At 38.8% G+C, this 15522-nt stretch carries 12 protein-coding genes and 1 pseudogene; 4 read left to right on the plus strand and 9 right to left on the minus strand.

The window, feature by feature from the left end; all coding sequences use genetic code 11:
- Window positions 1-86: 86 nt before the first annotated feature.
- The 3 genes from NYE32_RS07575 to NYE32_RS07585 form a co-directional block, all read right to left on the minus strand.
- Entirely contained in the window at window positions 87-1466 is a 1380-nt protein-coding gene (locus NYE32_RS07575) for a hypothetical protein (RefSeq protein ID WP_037601590.1), read from the minus strand.
- Window positions 1467-1577: 111 nt separating this feature from the next.
- Window positions 1578-2756, minus strand: a complete 1179-nt coding sequence (locus tag NYE32_RS07580; protein WP_037601828.1) for a GHKL domain-containing protein — start codon at window positions 2754-2756, stop codon at window positions 1578-1580.
- Between the two features lie 311 nt (window positions 2757-3067).
- Window positions 3068-3805 carry a LytTR family DNA-binding domain-containing protein gene (locus NYE32_RS07585; protein ID WP_002891534.1) on the minus strand — a complete coding sequence of 246 codons (738 nt, stop codon included), beginning with the start codon at window positions 3803-3805 and terminating at the stop codon, window positions 3068-3070.
- A gap of 213 nt (window positions 3806-4018) precedes the next feature.
- Between NYE32_RS07585 and NYE32_RS07590 the strand changes: the two genes are divergently transcribed.
- On the plus strand, window positions 4019-5392 hold the full coding sequence (locus NYE32_RS07590; protein ID WP_148512851.1) for a matrixin family metalloprotease: 1374 nt from the start codon (window positions 4019-4021) through the stop codon (window positions 5390-5392).
- Between the two features lie 777 nt (window positions 5393-6169).
- Window positions 6170-7048 (plus strand): SAM-dependent methyltransferase TehB, encoded by an 879-nt coding sequence (gene tehB, locus NYE32_RS07595; protein ID WP_073689607.1) that lies wholly within the window; start codon window positions 6170-6172, stop codon window positions 7046-7048.
- An 82-nt stretch (window positions 7049-7130) separates the two neighbouring features.
- On the opposite strand, the gene NYE32_RS07600 is transcribed toward tehB, so the two are convergent.
- A complete protein-coding gene (locus tag NYE32_RS07600; protein ID WP_073689608.1) occupies window positions 7131-7883 on the minus strand; it encodes a DUF4767 domain-containing protein in 753 nt (250 codons plus the stop codon).
- Window positions 7884-7978: 95 nt separating this feature from the next.
- A pseudogene (locus NYE32_RS07605) lies at window positions 7979-8572 on the minus strand (LLM class flavin-dependent oxidoreductase); the annotation flags it as partial.
- A gap of 561 nt (window positions 8573-9133) precedes the next feature.
- Here NYE32_RS07605 and NYE32_RS07610 point away from each other — a divergent pair.
- Together NYE32_RS07610 and NYE32_RS07615 are read left to right on the plus strand one after the other, a co-directional pair.
- Window positions 9134-9961 (plus strand): exodeoxyribonuclease III, encoded by an 828-nt coding sequence (locus NYE32_RS07610; protein ID WP_155198216.1) that lies wholly within the window; start codon window positions 9134-9136, stop codon window positions 9959-9961.
- Window positions 9962-10033: 72 nt separating this feature from the next.
- Window positions 10034-10513: a QueT transporter family protein gene (locus tag NYE32_RS07615; RefSeq protein ID WP_002891543.1), complete on the plus strand. Its 480-nt coding sequence runs from the start codon at window positions 10034-10036 to the stop codon at window positions 10511-10513.
- A 40-nt stretch (window positions 10514-10553) separates the two neighbouring features.
- On the opposite strand, the gene NYE32_RS07620 is transcribed toward NYE32_RS07615, so the two are convergent.
- From NYE32_RS07620 to NYE32_RS07635, 4 genes are all read right to left on the minus strand, one after another.
- Window positions 10554-12182 carry a hypothetical protein gene (locus tag NYE32_RS07620; protein WP_156685247.1) on the minus strand — a complete coding sequence of 543 codons (1629 nt, stop codon included), beginning with the start codon at window positions 12180-12182 and terminating at the stop codon, window positions 10554-10556.
- 106 nt (window positions 12183-12288) lie between these two features.
- Window positions 12289-13278 (minus strand): WYL domain-containing protein, encoded by a 990-nt coding sequence (locus NYE32_RS07625; protein ID WP_073689610.1) that lies wholly within the window; start codon window positions 13276-13278, stop codon window positions 12289-12291.
- A 77-nt stretch (window positions 13279-13355) separates the two neighbouring features.
- Window positions 13356-14102, minus strand: a complete 747-nt coding sequence (locus NYE32_RS07630; protein WP_339156974.1) for a hypothetical protein — start codon at window positions 14100-14102, stop codon at window positions 13356-13358.
- 401 nt (window positions 14103-14503) lie between these two features.
- Window positions 14504-15517, minus strand: a complete 1014-nt coding sequence (locus tag NYE32_RS07635; protein WP_073689611.1) for a diacylglycerol kinase — start codon at window positions 15515-15517, stop codon at window positions 14504-14506.
- Window positions 15518-15522 lie beyond the last annotated feature (5 nt).

Here is a 15522-nt window from a genome sequence, read left to right on the forward strand (position 1 = left end):
ATTTTTATGTGTCAAGAAAAAAACTTGACAGACTTGAATTTTCTACAAAAAAAAAAATTAGAGTTTGACTCTAACTTCCTTTTAGACTATTTCTTAGTTGTGGTCTTATGATTTTTTTCATAAGCTACTTTTGCTTCAGCATATTGAGCTTCTAAACTCTTAGCCGCTGCCTTTGACACTTTCTCATAAGTATCACGACTAGTCAACTTGCCATCCTCGTTGTATGTAGAAACAACCAAGGTATCTTTATTTACAGTATAAGACTTGGTGCGTTTTCCTTTACGGTAGAGTCGGTAGTTATCTACGTTATCCGAAATATAGTAATCTACTAGATTCTTATCTGCATTTGGATAAAGTTGCGAGACAACTTTAGTCAACTCACGCTTAAATTCTGAAACTTCTTTAGTATAGGTAATAGATTTATTCCACTGATCAACAACTTGATATTCCTTCAAATAATCTGAAGCTGTAAAAGTAGGCTGATCCTCCTCACCTTCTTTATAGAAGTAAGAATGCGTTTGTAAATTATTAGAATGATCAACTTTAAGGAAAGAGACGTAAATTTCATCTTTATCTTCATGTTCTTTCAGAGTATTGGTTAACTTACCAGAATTTTCGTCCAAGACCTTAGACGATTTTAATTCCCAAGTTCCCTCAATGTTCCCCGAAGCATTACGCCAAAAACCGTATACACCACCGACAAGCAACATCAAAACAACAGCAACAAGACTAGAAATCAAGGCTCCTTTGCCCCAATTTTTGGCCTTTTTCGACTTTTGATTAGCGTTTTGAATCGTTTCTAGAAGACGAACCTGACTTTCCAAACTCTTTTCCAATTTGGCAACTGTCTGTTCTTCCTTAGATTTAGCTTTGGCAGCTAGCTTTTCGGCTTTTTTCTTATCACGAGCAGCTTGACGAGCAATCTTCTTAGCTGCCTTTTCTTCCTTACGATCAAGTTTTGTCAAATCCTCAGATAATCCAAGATGCTGTGCTTGGTTACTGAAAACTGGAATAGCTTGATTAGGTTCACTCGAGGTATTAACAGAATGATTTCCTGCATCTGGACGGGTTGGCGCATAACTTGCCAAACGTTCCTTAGCCTCTGCGACGCGTTTGCGCTGTTCTTCTTCCTTTTGAATATCCTCAGCCTGACGGCCCGACTGAATGGTTCTTACTTGACCAACAGTCTCTTGAGATAGGGCCTTTCTCTTTTCCTGGGCCGCATTTACCATAGCTTCTTGAGCGTTGTCACGCTCTTTCTGAGACTGAGCTAGTGCTCTGGCGGTTGCGGTTCCTTCTTCAAACTGTTGGTCAGCTGCTGATTCACCTTGATCAGCTACTTGGTTAGCCTCTGTACCTTCAGAGAGAACAAACTCTCCTCGTTCCAAGGCCTCTTTAAAGTCGATTGGTCTTGGTTTTCGGCCATTAACAGCCTCAAAGTACTCTAACCATTCGTCTTTCAACATAATAAATCCCCCTGAATTAAAAAACACATGATTAACTTCCCTATTTTACCATACTTTTTAACATAAAAATAGGGATTAACAAGAATTCTAAAAATTCTTATTAAGTCCCCATTAATCTTCTTTTGGTGTAATAGACAATAATTGAACAAAACGGTGTTGTGCTGATTCTGTTTCAAGCGTGACGTTGTCGTATCTGAAGAGAATCTCCTCGATATTTGCTAAGCCCAAACCACGACCTGTTCCTTTCGTTGAAAATCCTCTTTGTTTCAAAGGAGCTACATCAATAGAAGCTTCCTTAGTTGAATTTTCAACAACAATAACTGATTGATTTTCCATCTTAAAGATAGCAATAGATAATTTTGGTTTATCTGCTAATACAGTAGCTTCAATAGCATTATCACAAAGAATTGATATGATTGTAATCAAGTCGAGTGGACGCATATCTGTGAAGAAGACCCCCTCTTCAACCTCCACATGACATTGAATACCTTTATCAAAAGCCTCAGCCACTTTAGATGATAAAAGACTCTTAAGTGGCATATTGGTCACACGAGTTAATTTTGCCAAATCAAACTTTTGCTGCTTCAAATCTGATGCCGAATCTTTCAAGACACTATCATAAATCATCTTGATTTGATCGATGTCTTTCATCTGGATGGCTTCATTAAGCGAAATCATAACATTAGTATAGTCGTGACGGAAACTGCGTAGCGTTTCGTAAAGACTTTCGACCTGCTCAGAATACTTCTCTAAATCATCCAAGTGACGTCGATTTTCTTTTCTACGCTCATTTTCAAAGAATTCATCTGCATATTTATTAACCTTGTAAACAGCATAAAAAATAGCTACAAACCCCACTAAGGTTATCACATGTCCAGCATAGTACAAGGCAAAGAATCGCGAGGCCACGACGACAGAATAGTTCAAAATCACATAGCTAATCAAGATAAAGTTAGTGAAAAACATAATCCGACCAAATTTACGATCTCGCTCTAAGACCCTCAAATATTTAAAATCAATGTTAAGGAGCTTGGATAGAGCGACAAATGTTGGAATAATTAAAAGGTCAAAGAAAATGAAATAAAGATAACTTCTGTTTAGAAAATCCGATGTGATGCCGAACCCTGGCATCAGGAAGTAGGCATAACCATTAAAAATCAACAGATAGAGAACTAGAGGATAGAAGGCATAAAAAGCCAACATATTGGTGGTTCTCTCCTTACCATAGAAATAGGCATAGAAAAGAAGGTAGAACGGTGTCATAAAGGACAAACCGACATTATATGACATCCCCAGTATTCCCCCTATACATTCAACCAGGAACGCAATAGGAAGGATCATACGTGGTACCTTGACCAAGCTGGTCCTTTCGTAAATCCACTGTATGACAATGAAATGCAAAAGATATTCTAATGCAATTTGCAAATTGAGCATCATTTAATGGTTAGCCACCTCCTTCTAGTCATCTCTAAATATACGGCAAAAAGCCATAACACTATTCTATCACAATTCCTGATAATAGATGAGATAAAATTAAATAATTATCTCGAATTTCAGAAAACTTTCATTAATGATTAGAGAAGAAGGGGAAAATCTAAGACCTAACGATTTTTCAAACGTTCCAAAAGTTCCTTTTTACGTGTCCGCGATAGGAGGCATGACTCGTTTCCCTCAAAGAAGACCATATTAGCTGTACGATCCACACTTGTCACATTATTCACATTGACAACAAAAGAGCGGTGCGTTTGGAAGAAAATATCATCCAATTTTGCTACTTCTGCAATTTTCCCATAGAATTCCACTAGGTTTGACTTGGTATGAGCGATTAACTTATGTGGCACAGGGGCTGTCTCAATGTATAAAATATCATCATAAGGAATATTAACATCATTTTTATCCGTTTTAACAGTTAGACTCTGTGCCTTGGTTTCTTGCTCAACCTGTGAATAAGCAAAATCTAAAAGTTCTACTAAAGCTCTCTTAAGATCCACATCTTCCATGGATTTATCGACAAAATCTAGAGCTTGAATCTTATAACGGAAGGTCAAGGGCATAAACTCCGAGTAAGCTGTAACAAAGGCAATTTGTGCTTTCAAGTCTTCCTTACGGATTTCAAGCCCAATATCTAGTCCCTGCTTAGTTTGATTTTTAAGGTCAATATCCAAAAGATAAACCATGGATTTACCCGAACCTCTATCAGCATCTAACAATTCCTGACCCTGTTCATAAAAAGTAATCCCATCAACAACGGCCTTCGACTCCTCAACTGCTTCGTCCAATAAACGACCAACACGATGACGCTGCAAGGCATCATCTTCAAGGACGATAATAGAAAGCATCTTATATCCCTCTTTCTTTCTAATATACTTTAATATACCTATCTAATATTTTATCATAATTAATTGGATAATATTCCTTTTTTTACAGCATAAAGTCTTTTTATCTCACCTAATTTCATTTATAAAACAATTGTTATCTCATTGTCACTTTATATTCATTTTTAGGTGTTATCATGAGAATTGTTTTTGTTTTAAATTAAAAAGGAGAAAGTTATGTTACATTCTTTTAAAACGCAAGGGACTAAGACAAAGACCTTGTTGACCCTTGCAACTGTCGGTATAATTAGTGCTTTTCTTGTAGGAAGTCCTCAGCATGCCTCTGCGGATCAAACCTATGTTTCAGACCCTAACCAAGCTCTGACATTTTCCGAACTTGAAACAGGTACAACTACAAATACCATCGCTCAAACAGGTGTTTCTACTGAAACACCTACTACTGTGACTACTATATCACATACCTCTGTGGATGATCTTCATACACATGAAAATGACTATGAACAAACTCCCACAAACACTCCAACTTTTGAGGAATTGAAACAAAATAGTCAAACAGCTAGCAGTACTGTCGACAGCCAGACTGGAAGCAAAACCTATGAGACTAGAATTCCGACAAATACAGATAGCAATCATAAGGCTGTAGAAAACCAGTCTGAACCAAAGACCGAAACTGTCGCTCAAGCACAAACCTGGTCAAAAGATGGTGCCACATGGGTTTCAACAGAAATTAATAATGGTAATGTTCATAAGATTCTATCTACTTATATTCCAAAACCATTAACACCTTCTACAAAACCAACGACAACAGCTACACCAAAACCTAAACAATCAACTCCTGCTGTTAGTCAACCTAAAAAACCAGCCACAGTTGCTAACAAACCTACAACATCTACAACTCAACCTAAAAAACCAGCCACAGTTGCTAACAAACCTACTGCACCTACAGTTCAACCTAAGAAACCAACGACTGTTGTAAACAAACCAGCGACTTCTAGAACGACACAACCTAAGAAGCCAACAACGACTGTCACTAAACCAACAACTCCTAAAGCTACTCCTATCCAACCTGCTAAACCAGTGGACCGAGTTGCTCAAGTATGGCAAAAGAATAACGAACTCGTAAAAGAGAATTACGATACTCCTCACTGGTCAAGTAAGGAAGCGACGGTTTTCATCAATGCTAAAAATCCTGAAATCGTGAACGCCTACAAACAGGCTATCACTTCTTGGAATAACACTGGTGCCTTTAATTTCTTGCTCACTAACGATAAACAAAAAGCCAACATCATTGCTGATGAACGTTATGAAGGTAATGTGGCAGCTCCTCTTGGAGTTACCTACTCTACTTACTACCTCCCAACTAAGCAATATAGTAATGCTACTGTTTACTTGAACACCTTCCATGTTCAAAACAATTATTACCAAAAGAACGGTGGGAAACTCCTTAACACTGCGCAACACGAATTAGGACACTCAATTGGACTTGAACACAACAGTGCCGTTGCCTCTGTAATGGAACCTAAAGGTGGTAAGACAAGTATCCAACCTGTTGATATTAACAATGTTAAGAAACTCTATAGCAAGATTTAACTTCTTACACCATCACTACAAATATAAGCAGACCTATCAGGTTCTGCTTTTTTTATACAAGTGAGATGACCATTCAAGACCAGAAAATGACTGTTCATGATTTTTTCTTACACATTTTTTGATTATGTAAAGTTTTCTTCATTTTTTTTGGTAAAATAGAAAATGTAAAGAGAGACCGGATGAGTTGGAAGACTAAACTTTGTTAGTTTTTGCTCATTATTCTCATAAACAGAATAAAAATAGTCTAGGAACCCTTCTTAACATTTATACCTATCTTCCCCAAACACTTTTCCCCCATTCCTAGATTTCCAGATCTCTCCTAATAAAGAACGTCTAGCAACAGCAGCTAGGCGTTTTTTAGTGTAGTTAAAGCACATAGTCATCGATATTATCCTAGTAGATTTGTTAACACTCAGAAAAACTTTCACAAATTACCATTCAAGACCAGAAAATGACTGTTCATGATTTTTTCTTACACGTTTTAAATATTTGTAAGTTCTCTCTCAATCTTTTTGGTACAATAGATAATGTAAAGAGAGACCTAATGAGTTATAGGTAAGTCTTTTATCATTTAAAACTTATTGTTCTCATAAACATTTTTTAAATAGTCTAGGAACCCTTCTTAACATTTATACCTATCTTCCCCAAACACTTTTCCCCATTCCTAGATTATCAGATCTCTCACAAGAAAAGCGTCTAGCTCACCCGGCTAGGCCTTTTTTATTTTTCCATACTTTTGCTATAATAGAGCCATACCGTTTGAAAGGAACTCATAAAATGACTATAAATCAGCAACTTCTTTGCTACAAACGTTTACCAAACTGGACAGCTACAACACTTCCAGAAATGGTGACGCAAAAACACAATACTAAGGTAGGAACTTGGGCTAAATTGACCATTCTATCAGGATCTCTTCGCTTCTACGAATTAGACGAACAAGGACAGGTTACTGCAGAGCACCTCTTTACCCCCGAGACAGAGATTCCTTTTGTTGAACCACAAGCTTGGCATCGCATCGCTGCTGCTTCAGATGATTTGGAATGCTATCTTTCTTTTTACTGTAAACCTGAGGACTACATGGCTAAAAAGTATGACACTAAGGCTCACTCCGAGGTTCTTGAAGCAGTCCAATCTGGCCATATCAAACCTGGTCGCACCCTCGACCTAGGCTGTGGTCACGGCCGTAACGCTCTTTATTTGGCATCTCTTGGACATGATGTTACAGCCGTTGATGTTAATAACGAAGCTACACAACGCATCCAAATGATTGCAGATGAGGAAAATTACAATGTTAGAGCTGGCTACTACGATATCAATGCTGCTGCTCTTCCTGAGTCTGAGACCTTTGATTTCATCCTCTCAACAGTGGTCTTTATGTTCCTTGATCCCGATCAAATTCCTGCTATTATCAAGAATATGCAAGAGCGTACTGTTGTCGGTGGCTACAACCTAATTGTTTGTGCCATGGACACTGAGGAGCACCCTTGTACCATGCCTTTCCCATTTACTTTTGAAGAGGGTGAGTTGAAAAACTACTATAGTGACTGGGAATTAATCAAGTACAATGAAAATCTTGGTCACCTTCACCGTTTAGATGAGCATGGCAATCCCATCGCCCTTCAATTTGCAACCATGTTAGCTAAGAAGGTTAAATAAGAGCGAATGGCTGTAGAAGAGCTGACCACAGTTTGACTTGTCTTCAAATTAAAAACTAGGAATCTAGCTGGATTCCTAGTTTTTAATTGTTTACAATATCTGCATACCCTGATTTAAGGTCTGCGTTTTCTGTTTCTTTGACATAATACACACCACCATTAGTAGTAGGTGAATAAAGAACAAAGGGAGTCCCATCTTTTTTTATGGTAAAGAAATAACGGTGAACAGAAACATTCTCCCATCTCTCGTATACCGAAACAATGGTATACTCCGAATTGCTATTACCATTTGCAGCATAAGTAGCATCCACAGTCTGGTTATGGTCCGACATCCAACGCATAGGCAAGGAAGAAGCTTCATTGGTAATTTCTTTGTATCCTGGCTGATTCATCTGATTGCCCCAAGAAACCATCAAACTAGCAAGTCGACTAGCTTTGTCATTGGTCCAACGTGGATTTTCAGTATAGGCTTCCTTGGCATGATTAGCGTCAGGTGTATCAATACTTGCACTGCTAGATTCATTTGACTTCGTATTTTTGCTCGATGAATCACTTGGCTTTGCACTAGCCTTATCTGTCGATGAGAATATCGAGCTAGCTACTGTGGTAGACGACTTAGTCTGTTTGACGTTCTTCATTGAACTAGAGACTAGAGTCAAGCCAATGCCAACGACGATCGCTACTAGAGCCCCCAGAAGAATATAGATATAATTATAATTTTTCGAGATTCCAATAAGGCCAGACTGATAAGCTAATTGTAGTTCATCGGGTTTCGGTTTACGCCCTTGAACTTGCTCAAAACGACTTATCCATTCTGCTTCTGACAGCTTTCGCATAATTTTCCTCTTCTCTTTATCAATTATCTTCCATCCTATCATAGAACAGGGATGATGACAATAGTATAGAGAACTTGAGGTTTACCTTCAACCAATTATCCTTTATTTTCAAAATAACGACGAACAATCGGCGCCACTTCTTCACCATAAAGTTTAATAGCCTTTAGAACAGCCTCATGTGGCATAGAACCAATTGGGAGATGAAGCATGAAGCGATTTAGCTGTAAATCTTCAATAATACGAATGATTTTTTGAGCGACGTGAGCGGGGTCCCCAACGAACATGGCTCCGTTTGGTCCAACACTAGCATAGTACTGCTTTTTAGTCATTTCAGACCAATGTGGGCGATCCTTAGCAATGTTATCCACCGTTTGTTTCGTTGGATAAAAATAATTTTCTATCGCTTGGAAATTATTTTCTTCAATCCATCCCCAAGAATGAGCAGCCACCTTAAGTTGTTCATCCGAATAACCATTTCGAGCACCGATTTCCTTATAAACTTCTACTAATTTAGTAAAGGCCTTCGGATTTCCCCCAATTGTAGCATAGGCAATTGGCAAACCTTTTTCCGCAATTTGAATGGTCGACTCAATGTGACCACCTGTCGCTACCCATATCGGCAAATCATCTTGGACTGCTCGTGGATACACAGGGCGATTGTCAACAGACTGAGTATGATTACCTTGCCAAGTTCAATCGTCATAAATCTTTCCTCCAGTGATTCTTTTATTTGTTATGAGAATACATTATAACTAGTTAGTGATAATTACAAATAAAAAAACCTAAGACTCTATTTTCCAAGAAAGGCTAATAGGGTTAGGCAGAAAAGTAAAACTAAAGCACCCACGACCACTAGGAGACTAATCTTATAGCCTAGGGGATTTTTGGGATTTAAACTGGTTCCAAGGCCATACCTACGGAGGACAAATAAGGGTTCTGAGGGAGATTGCTTAAGGTTGTAGCCTAAGAGATACCTTAAGTGAAATAAAAAGAAGAAACTCATCCCCGGAAAAATAACAAGAGGAAGCACTAGCCCCTGTGACCACCAAATCATGATTGTAAGAAAGACTTGTATCAACAAGAGACCCCAAAACAAGTAATAAATGTAGGATTGCTTTTTCATTAATATGTACCTCTCAATCTAAGATAAGTATACTCCTCCTAGCTTCCCTTATCAAGCCCATAACTCGCCTGACACCTTATTTTCTGCTACAATAGAAAGGAAAGATTCAAAAAAGGAAACTGTACACATGAAATTAATTTCTTGGAATATTGATTCCCTAAACGCCGCTCTTACTAGTGATTCTGCACGTGCTCAATTGTCACGTGCTGTTATCGACACTTTAGTCGCCGAAAATGCAGACATCATTGCTATTCAAGAAACAAAACTGTCTGCCAAAGGTCCGACTAAAAAACATCTGCAAATCTTGGAAGACTACTTCCCTGACTATGACAATACTTGGCGTTCATCTGTTGAACCTGCCCGTAAAGGTTATGCTGGAACCATGTTCTTGTATAAAAAAGAATTGACACCGGTCATTACTTATCCTGAAATTGGGGCACCTTCAACCATGGACTGTGAAGGGCGCATCATCACTCTCGAATTTGACAATTTCTTTGTGACACAGGTCTACACACCAAATGCTGGTGATGGCCTCAAACGTCTGCTTGAACGTCAAATCTGGGATGAAAAATATGCGGATTACCTAGCTGAATTGGACGCTCAGAAACCCGTTCTTGCGACTGGTGACTACAATGTTGCCCACAAGGAAATCGACTTGGCTAACCCTTCAAGTAATCGTCGTTCACCTGGTTTTACAGATGAAGAACGTGCTGGCTTCACTAACCTCCTTGCCAAACGTTTCACAGATACCTACCGTCACCTCAATGGCGACGTTACAGGAGCCTATACATGGTGGGCCCAACGTAGTAAAACATCTAAAATCAACAATACAGGCTGGAGAATCGACTACTGGTTGACTTCAAACCGTATTGCCGATAAGGTCACAAAATCAGACATGATTGACTCTGGTGATCGCCAAGACCACACACCTATTGTCTTAGAGATTGATTTATAAAATAACTCTAGACCTAAATCACAAAAAGAGTAGAACTGCTACTCTTTTACTATGCCCAATTAAGGAGAAATTATGAAAACCAAACTTAATACCACTCAAAAGCTCGTTCTGTCAGCTATTATGATGGCTCTTTACATCGCTATCCTCTTTGTATCTCAAGCCATTTCCTTTGGTGCGGTTCAGATGCGTCTGGCCACTGCTTTATATGGATTAACCTACATCTTCCCATTTTTAGTATTTCCAATTAGTCTGGCTAATGCCATCGCTAACTCTTTTGGAGGTTTGGGATTGATTGACGTGGTTGGTGGTTTCTGTGCTAGCTTTTTAACAACTGGTAGCATCTACCTCATCCGTAAAGCTAAGTTATCTAGCTGGTTCATCATCCTTCCAATCCTACTCGTTCCTGCCTTAGTGGTACCAATCTGGCTTAGCGCCTTACTCAAACTTCCTTATTTTGCTCTCGTTATTAATCTCCTCCTGGGACAATTAGTTCCTGCGATTTTGGGAGCAGTCCTGGTACGAGAATTAGCTAAACGAGGATATAAAGACTGACAAAAACAAAAATATCTCTGCAATGTGCAGAGATATTTTTTTAGTAATGATATGCTTTCTTGTAAGCTTCTTTTGGTGTCAATTTGTCACCAGAGATAAGCAAACGGTAGTCAACATTAGTAGGATCTTTTTGATACTCATCAACCCAATCTTGATTCATTTCGAGGTAAAGATTATAGGTTCCCAACTCAGTCGAAACAGTACCTACCTTGTAAAAATCTTTATAACGCTTTTGGTTATCCGTTTTTTTCAATTTTTCATATCGATAGTAGGTTCTGGCAAAGTCAGTGAACTGGTATTCTTTCTTATCTTTTCCAGAGCCAGTTGTGACTTCAATGGTGCCCTTGTTATTTGTTAAATGCAAATCATAATCATAATCATTGTGGCTATTCACTTGGAAAACACCTGAAGTAATGTCACTATCATCAGAGAATGTCTGAATGTCAGCGAACTTAGCAGCCTGCCAAGAAGTAGGGACTCCTTCATATTCACCATCACTCTGTAGACCTAGAAGTGACCAATAATGACCGAGATAGAAGGTATTAGACTTCTCACGATCTGTCACCAGTTCACCTACCATCTTAAGATTTTCAGCACCCAGACGGTATGGGTTAGAGAGATAACCAAAGACTGGGAAGAAATAAATGATGACTGTAAAGGTCAAGAGGGTCTTCATATTAATCTTATTGATAGCCCAGAAGAAATAAGCAGCTGAGAACAAGAGAGCGTAAGCAGCACCGTAGCTGAACTTATGCGCATGGGCAATCAAAAGTAAAATGAAGAAAATAGGTTGAATAGGACGGACCTTATGATAGATGATAGAGAAAACGTCCTCCTTGTCTTCCTCAGATTTGAAAATCAAGGACAAGACAATGGTCAAGAGTACAAAGAAGGCACCAAAGCCGAAGCCAACATCATTTGGACGGAAGAAATAAGCCAAGATGGACATGTCCATCACCAAAAGCCAGACAGATGCAAATTTGATCATATTGTTACCAAATTTTGCAGCCGTTTGATTAGGTGCCTTTAAAGGTACCTCGAAGGCTTGTGCAAGTGCTCTTTCTTTGGCTTGGCGTTCAGCCTCTATTGCCGCTTTCATTTCCTTAGTACGGCGTTCCTTTTGGAACAAATGAGCAACCTTGGTCGGTTCATCTTCCCTTGACTTGGTAATACTCAAAAAGAGTAAATATTGCATGGCAAAGATGAGAGCTGTGTTCCCACCGTATTCTAGGAAGGAACCATTCCAAATACTAGAAACAACTGTAAAAACGATATAACCTCCAATTGAGATTAAAACCGTCAAGAGCAAATGAATCCAACGATAGCGGTAAGTGTATTTATCAGTTGTATCTCGTCTCAAAAACGTGTCACGTGGGTAAAGATACCAGATAACGAAGATAAGTTCAATGGCTTGAACTGCTGTTAGAAAACCAACGTAGTTGAAGCCAAAAACGGCTGCTACCACATTGATGAGATAGGAAATAATGGCCAAAACTCGCAGACTGGTGCGCTTAGATAAGAGTCCAATACTCATCAGGGTGATAGTTGAGAAGGCAGAAAAACCAGCGCCCATCTTATTATCAAAGATAAACACATTGACAAAAGCAAAAATCAAGATTCCTAAAAGAGTTAAGACTTGTTTTTGCATTTCTTTTTTCTTTTCTTTCATATTTTCCCTCCTTATGGAAATGATAACGTTTCCGTACTCCTATTTTAACACAATTATACTATTTTTGTCAGATTTAAAAAGGCATTCGGATAACCGAAGGCCTTTTTCATTTGTTATCTAATGCTTCAATCTTGAGGAACACAAAATCCCCATCAAAGCGTTGAATGTACTTCTGAAAACCTAATAAACTAAAGGTTTCAATCTCATAACGGACCTGATCAACACCATCACTAGTGCTTTCTTCAAGCAATTTTAGTTTTGGAATATCTGATTCCAAGACATCACGGTAAAGTCCTTTATACTCAAAGGTAATTCGAGCCCACTCGTTACCAGAAAGCATTGAGAAAGCCTGATAACGCACCTGCTCATCTGTAATAAGACGGTCTTTTTGTTCTGGACTGAGCGTGAAAGCCAAATCATTTTCAGATTTGTGAATGGTCTGGAAACGATCTACACGGAAATAACGGATTTCAGAGAACTGATAATCACAAGTAAAGTTATCATCCAGTTTGTAAGAAATACAGTAAAAATAATGGTTGTCAAAAATGACTGAAATTGGAAAGACCTTATATTCCTCCACTTTTTCTCCTGGCTTACGGTAACTAAATGACAATGGACGTTGGTCCACAATGGCATCGAAAATGGCTGAAATAGCTGGTAAGAGTGACTTATCTTGTTCCTGATAAATCTTAAGTTCTTGATAACTATCTAATTCTAGCTCAGTCAATCGCTTGATACGTCTGCGCTCCTTGTCGTCTACAGCCCTCTCAACAAAGATGTTGATTATCTCTGCTACTTCATCCTTTCGAAGGGCACGACTCTCTAAAAGAATCTTAGATAGGATAACTGCCTGGTTGTATTTAAGGTTACCATAGCCCTGTTCATACTGAGCATGGTAGGAACCGTATTTTCTGGAATACTTAACCTTCATATTTGGACGGAGTTCAGTCAAGTTCTCCTTGAGCTCACTCACATCCTCTTTAAGCGTACGCTCACTGATACCAAAGCGAGCTAGGTAGTCCGTTTTTGAAATGTCATTTCCCTTTTCCAATTCGGACATAAAGTACAAGAGACGTTTGGTTTTTGATGCTGTCATTATAAAATCCCCCTTTATAATCAAACCTCTTATTACTAAAAAATTGCTGTCTAGTTATTAATTATCATAGATAGTCATCACCAGTGGCCACGATCCACAGAATTATAGCTCAAATAATAGTCCTTTTTCTTTTCGTTATACTCAAAAGAGAGTCTTAACAATTGTGCTTTCTCAATAGGACTATTCTGATCAGTGTAATCAAGATCAACTGACTTATGCATGATTCCTGATGAATGGACCTTTATACTTCTCCAGGCCTCTTTTGCCTGAGGATGTTCCCTCACTACCTCAGACAAGGATGTTGTTGGTCCAAAATAAGCTTGGTCTTTGGTACGTAAGCTATTTATCTGTTCTTCAGTCCAATTACTGCTATAGTTAGCAACTTCAGTGACGCCATCAAGTGGATAAGTCGCTGTTCCACCATCATAAACAAAGCGTCCCTTTTCGTCCTTCACAAAAGAGAGATCAATATACTCATTGCCATCTCCACGGTCATATCTCACCTTGAGACCACTGGATTCCATCTCGACATAATTGCCCTTACCATGACTTTTAATAATCGAACGTAAGGTATCAACCTTGGGTTTCAGATTTTCAAAATCTTCTTCCGTCCAGTTATAAATCGCAGACTTATCTTCGTACTCTTTTGGATCATCACTGTCGGGTTTCTCCTCATCAAGTTCTGACTGGGATACTTGTTGGATCAGCCTGTATTTTTTCATAGCACCTCGATAGACAGAACCACCTAAAGTTGCAAAGAAGGATAATCCAATCAGGGCAAGCACGATTGCGGTAAAGAGAAATCTACCTCGCTTCTGTCCCATTCTAAAGAGAATGATAGCAAGGACAAAACAAGCCACAATTACAGCCAGATACAGAATTATCGGCTTATACCTCCAAGATAAGAAGACCGACATCCAGCTCACACTTAAGAGTATCAATGGCAAAACAAAAGTCAAAAAGAAATGTCGCTTTTCAGCTTTTTCCTCCTGAAAAGCAGAGTCAAACTCTGGCCCTTGATTACTAAAAGCCGACTCGAAAGCCTGATCACCATTCTTTAGATGATCATCACTTAAATAATGTTCGTTCTCTTTATTAAACCTCTACTCCTCTAAATATTCTATATAACAATTTCCCAGTTTTTTCTATTGTAACAAATGAAAGCGTCATTTTCTACAAATATACTAAAAAAGCAACCTATCTTAGGTTGCTTAAAGGTTTAACATTAGTCATTCTCAATTTTTTCAGCTTCTGTACTGAATTTTTGTGCGATGGCTTCAAGAGCTAATTCGTCTGTATCTGGAAGAGTGATGGCATCATCAGAAATCTCATCAATATTTGCATAAAATTCAATATGATTCTTCAGATTTTGGAGATGAATTGGTGCATCACCACCGTATTCGCCATCGAGGTTAATCATCATACGATCATCACTTAAAGGCTCAATATACAGCGAGCTCGTTTTGATATAGGAAATTCTCTTGTCATAGATGTGTTTACCACCTTGGAGAATTTGACGAATGAGGTCAACCAATTCAAAGAGGTTAGCTGTCTTAACCATGATTAGAGTAAATTTACCATCATCCAGTTTAGCATCTGGGGCAATCGTTTCAAAGCCACCAACTGAATTGGTCAAGGCAACGAAAATCATGGAAAGACCACCTTCAAAAACATCCTCATCATGCGTAATACGAACAGGAACCTTCTTAACTTGTGGCAACAACTCTGCCCCCTTAACAAGGTAGGCCAAATAACCAAGTACTGTCTTTAAGCGACTAGGTACACTATAGGTTAGTTCCGTAAAGGAACCAGCAGCCGCAATATTGATGAAGTATTTGTCATCATAGGCACGGCCAATATCCATCTGAAGGGTCTGATTTTTAGCGATAACCTTGGCTGCTTCAACAGGATTTCCTCTTGGAATCTTCAAGGCGCGTGCAAAGTCATTTGTCGTTCCCGTTGGAATAACCGCCATTTGTGGGCGTTTTTTAAGCGGGGCAACCCCAGAAACAACCTCATTGATTGTACCATCGCCACCAGCAGCAATAACTAAGTCAAAGCCTGCTTTGGCCGCACGAGTGGCCTCATTTTTTGCTGAGTTCTCATCTGGTGTTGTTTGAAAGGCTGACGCTTCAAAGCCAGCACCTTCCAGAATATCCAAGACCTCGGCAACATTTTTTTTCATAATTTCTTGTCCAGATGTTGGATTATAAATTAAGCGGGCACGTTTTTGTTTCATATTGA

The sequence above is a fragment of the Streptococcus sp. FSL R7-0248 genome, from assembly GCF_037967965.1.
Lineage (GTDB): Bacteria > Bacillota > Bacilli > Lactobacillales > Streptococcaceae > Streptococcus.

Excerpts from the sequence above, each read along its gene's own strand:
- NYE32_RS07590 (WP_148512851.1), top strand. The coding sequence starts at position 4,019 with ATGTTACATTCTTTTAAAACGCAAGGGACTAAGACAAAGACCTTGTTG.
- NYE32_RS07625 (WP_073689610.1), bottom strand. The coding sequence starts at position 13,278 with ATGACAGCATCAAAAACCAAACGTCTCTTGTACTTTATGTCCGAATTG.
- NYE32_RS07600 (WP_073689608.1), bottom strand. The coding sequence starts at position 7,883 with ATGCGAAAGCTGTCAGAAGCAGAATGGATAAGTCGTTTTGAGCAAGTT.
- NYE32_RS07585 (WP_002891534.1), bottom strand. The coding sequence starts at position 3,805 with ATGCTTTCTATTATCGTCCTTGAAGATGATGCCTTGCAGCGTCATCGT.
- NYE32_RS07630 (WP_339156974.1), bottom strand. The coding sequence starts at position 14,102 with ATGGGACAGAAGCGAGGTAGATTTCTCTTTACCGCAATCGTGCTTGCC.
- NYE32_RS07580 (WP_037601828.1), bottom strand. The coding sequence starts at position 2,756 with ATGTCATATAATGTCGGTTTGTCCTTTATGACACCGTTCTACCTTCTT.
- NYE32_RS07575 (WP_037601590.1), bottom strand. The coding sequence starts at position 1,466 with ATGTTGAAAGACGAATGGTTAGAGTACTTTGAGGCTGTTAATGGCCGA.
- NYE32_RS07615 (WP_002891543.1), top strand. The coding sequence starts at position 10,034 with ATGAAAACCAAACTTAATACCACTCAAAAGCTCGTTCTGTCAGCTATT.
- NYE32_RS07620 (WP_156685247.1), bottom strand. The coding sequence starts at position 12,182 with ATGAAAGAAAAGAAAAAAGAAATGCAAAAACAAGTCTTAACTCTTTTA.
- tehB (WP_073689607.1), top strand. The coding sequence starts at position 6,170 with ATGACTATAAATCAGCAACTTCTTTGCTACAAACGTTTACCAAACTGG.
- NYE32_RS07635 (WP_073689611.1), bottom strand. The coding sequence starts at position 15,517 with ATGAAACAAAAACGTGCCCGCTTAATTTATAATCCAACATCTGGACAA.
- NYE32_RS07610 (WP_155198216.1), top strand. The coding sequence starts at position 9,134 with ATGAAATTAATTTCTTGGAATATTGATTCCCTAAACGCCGCTCTTACT.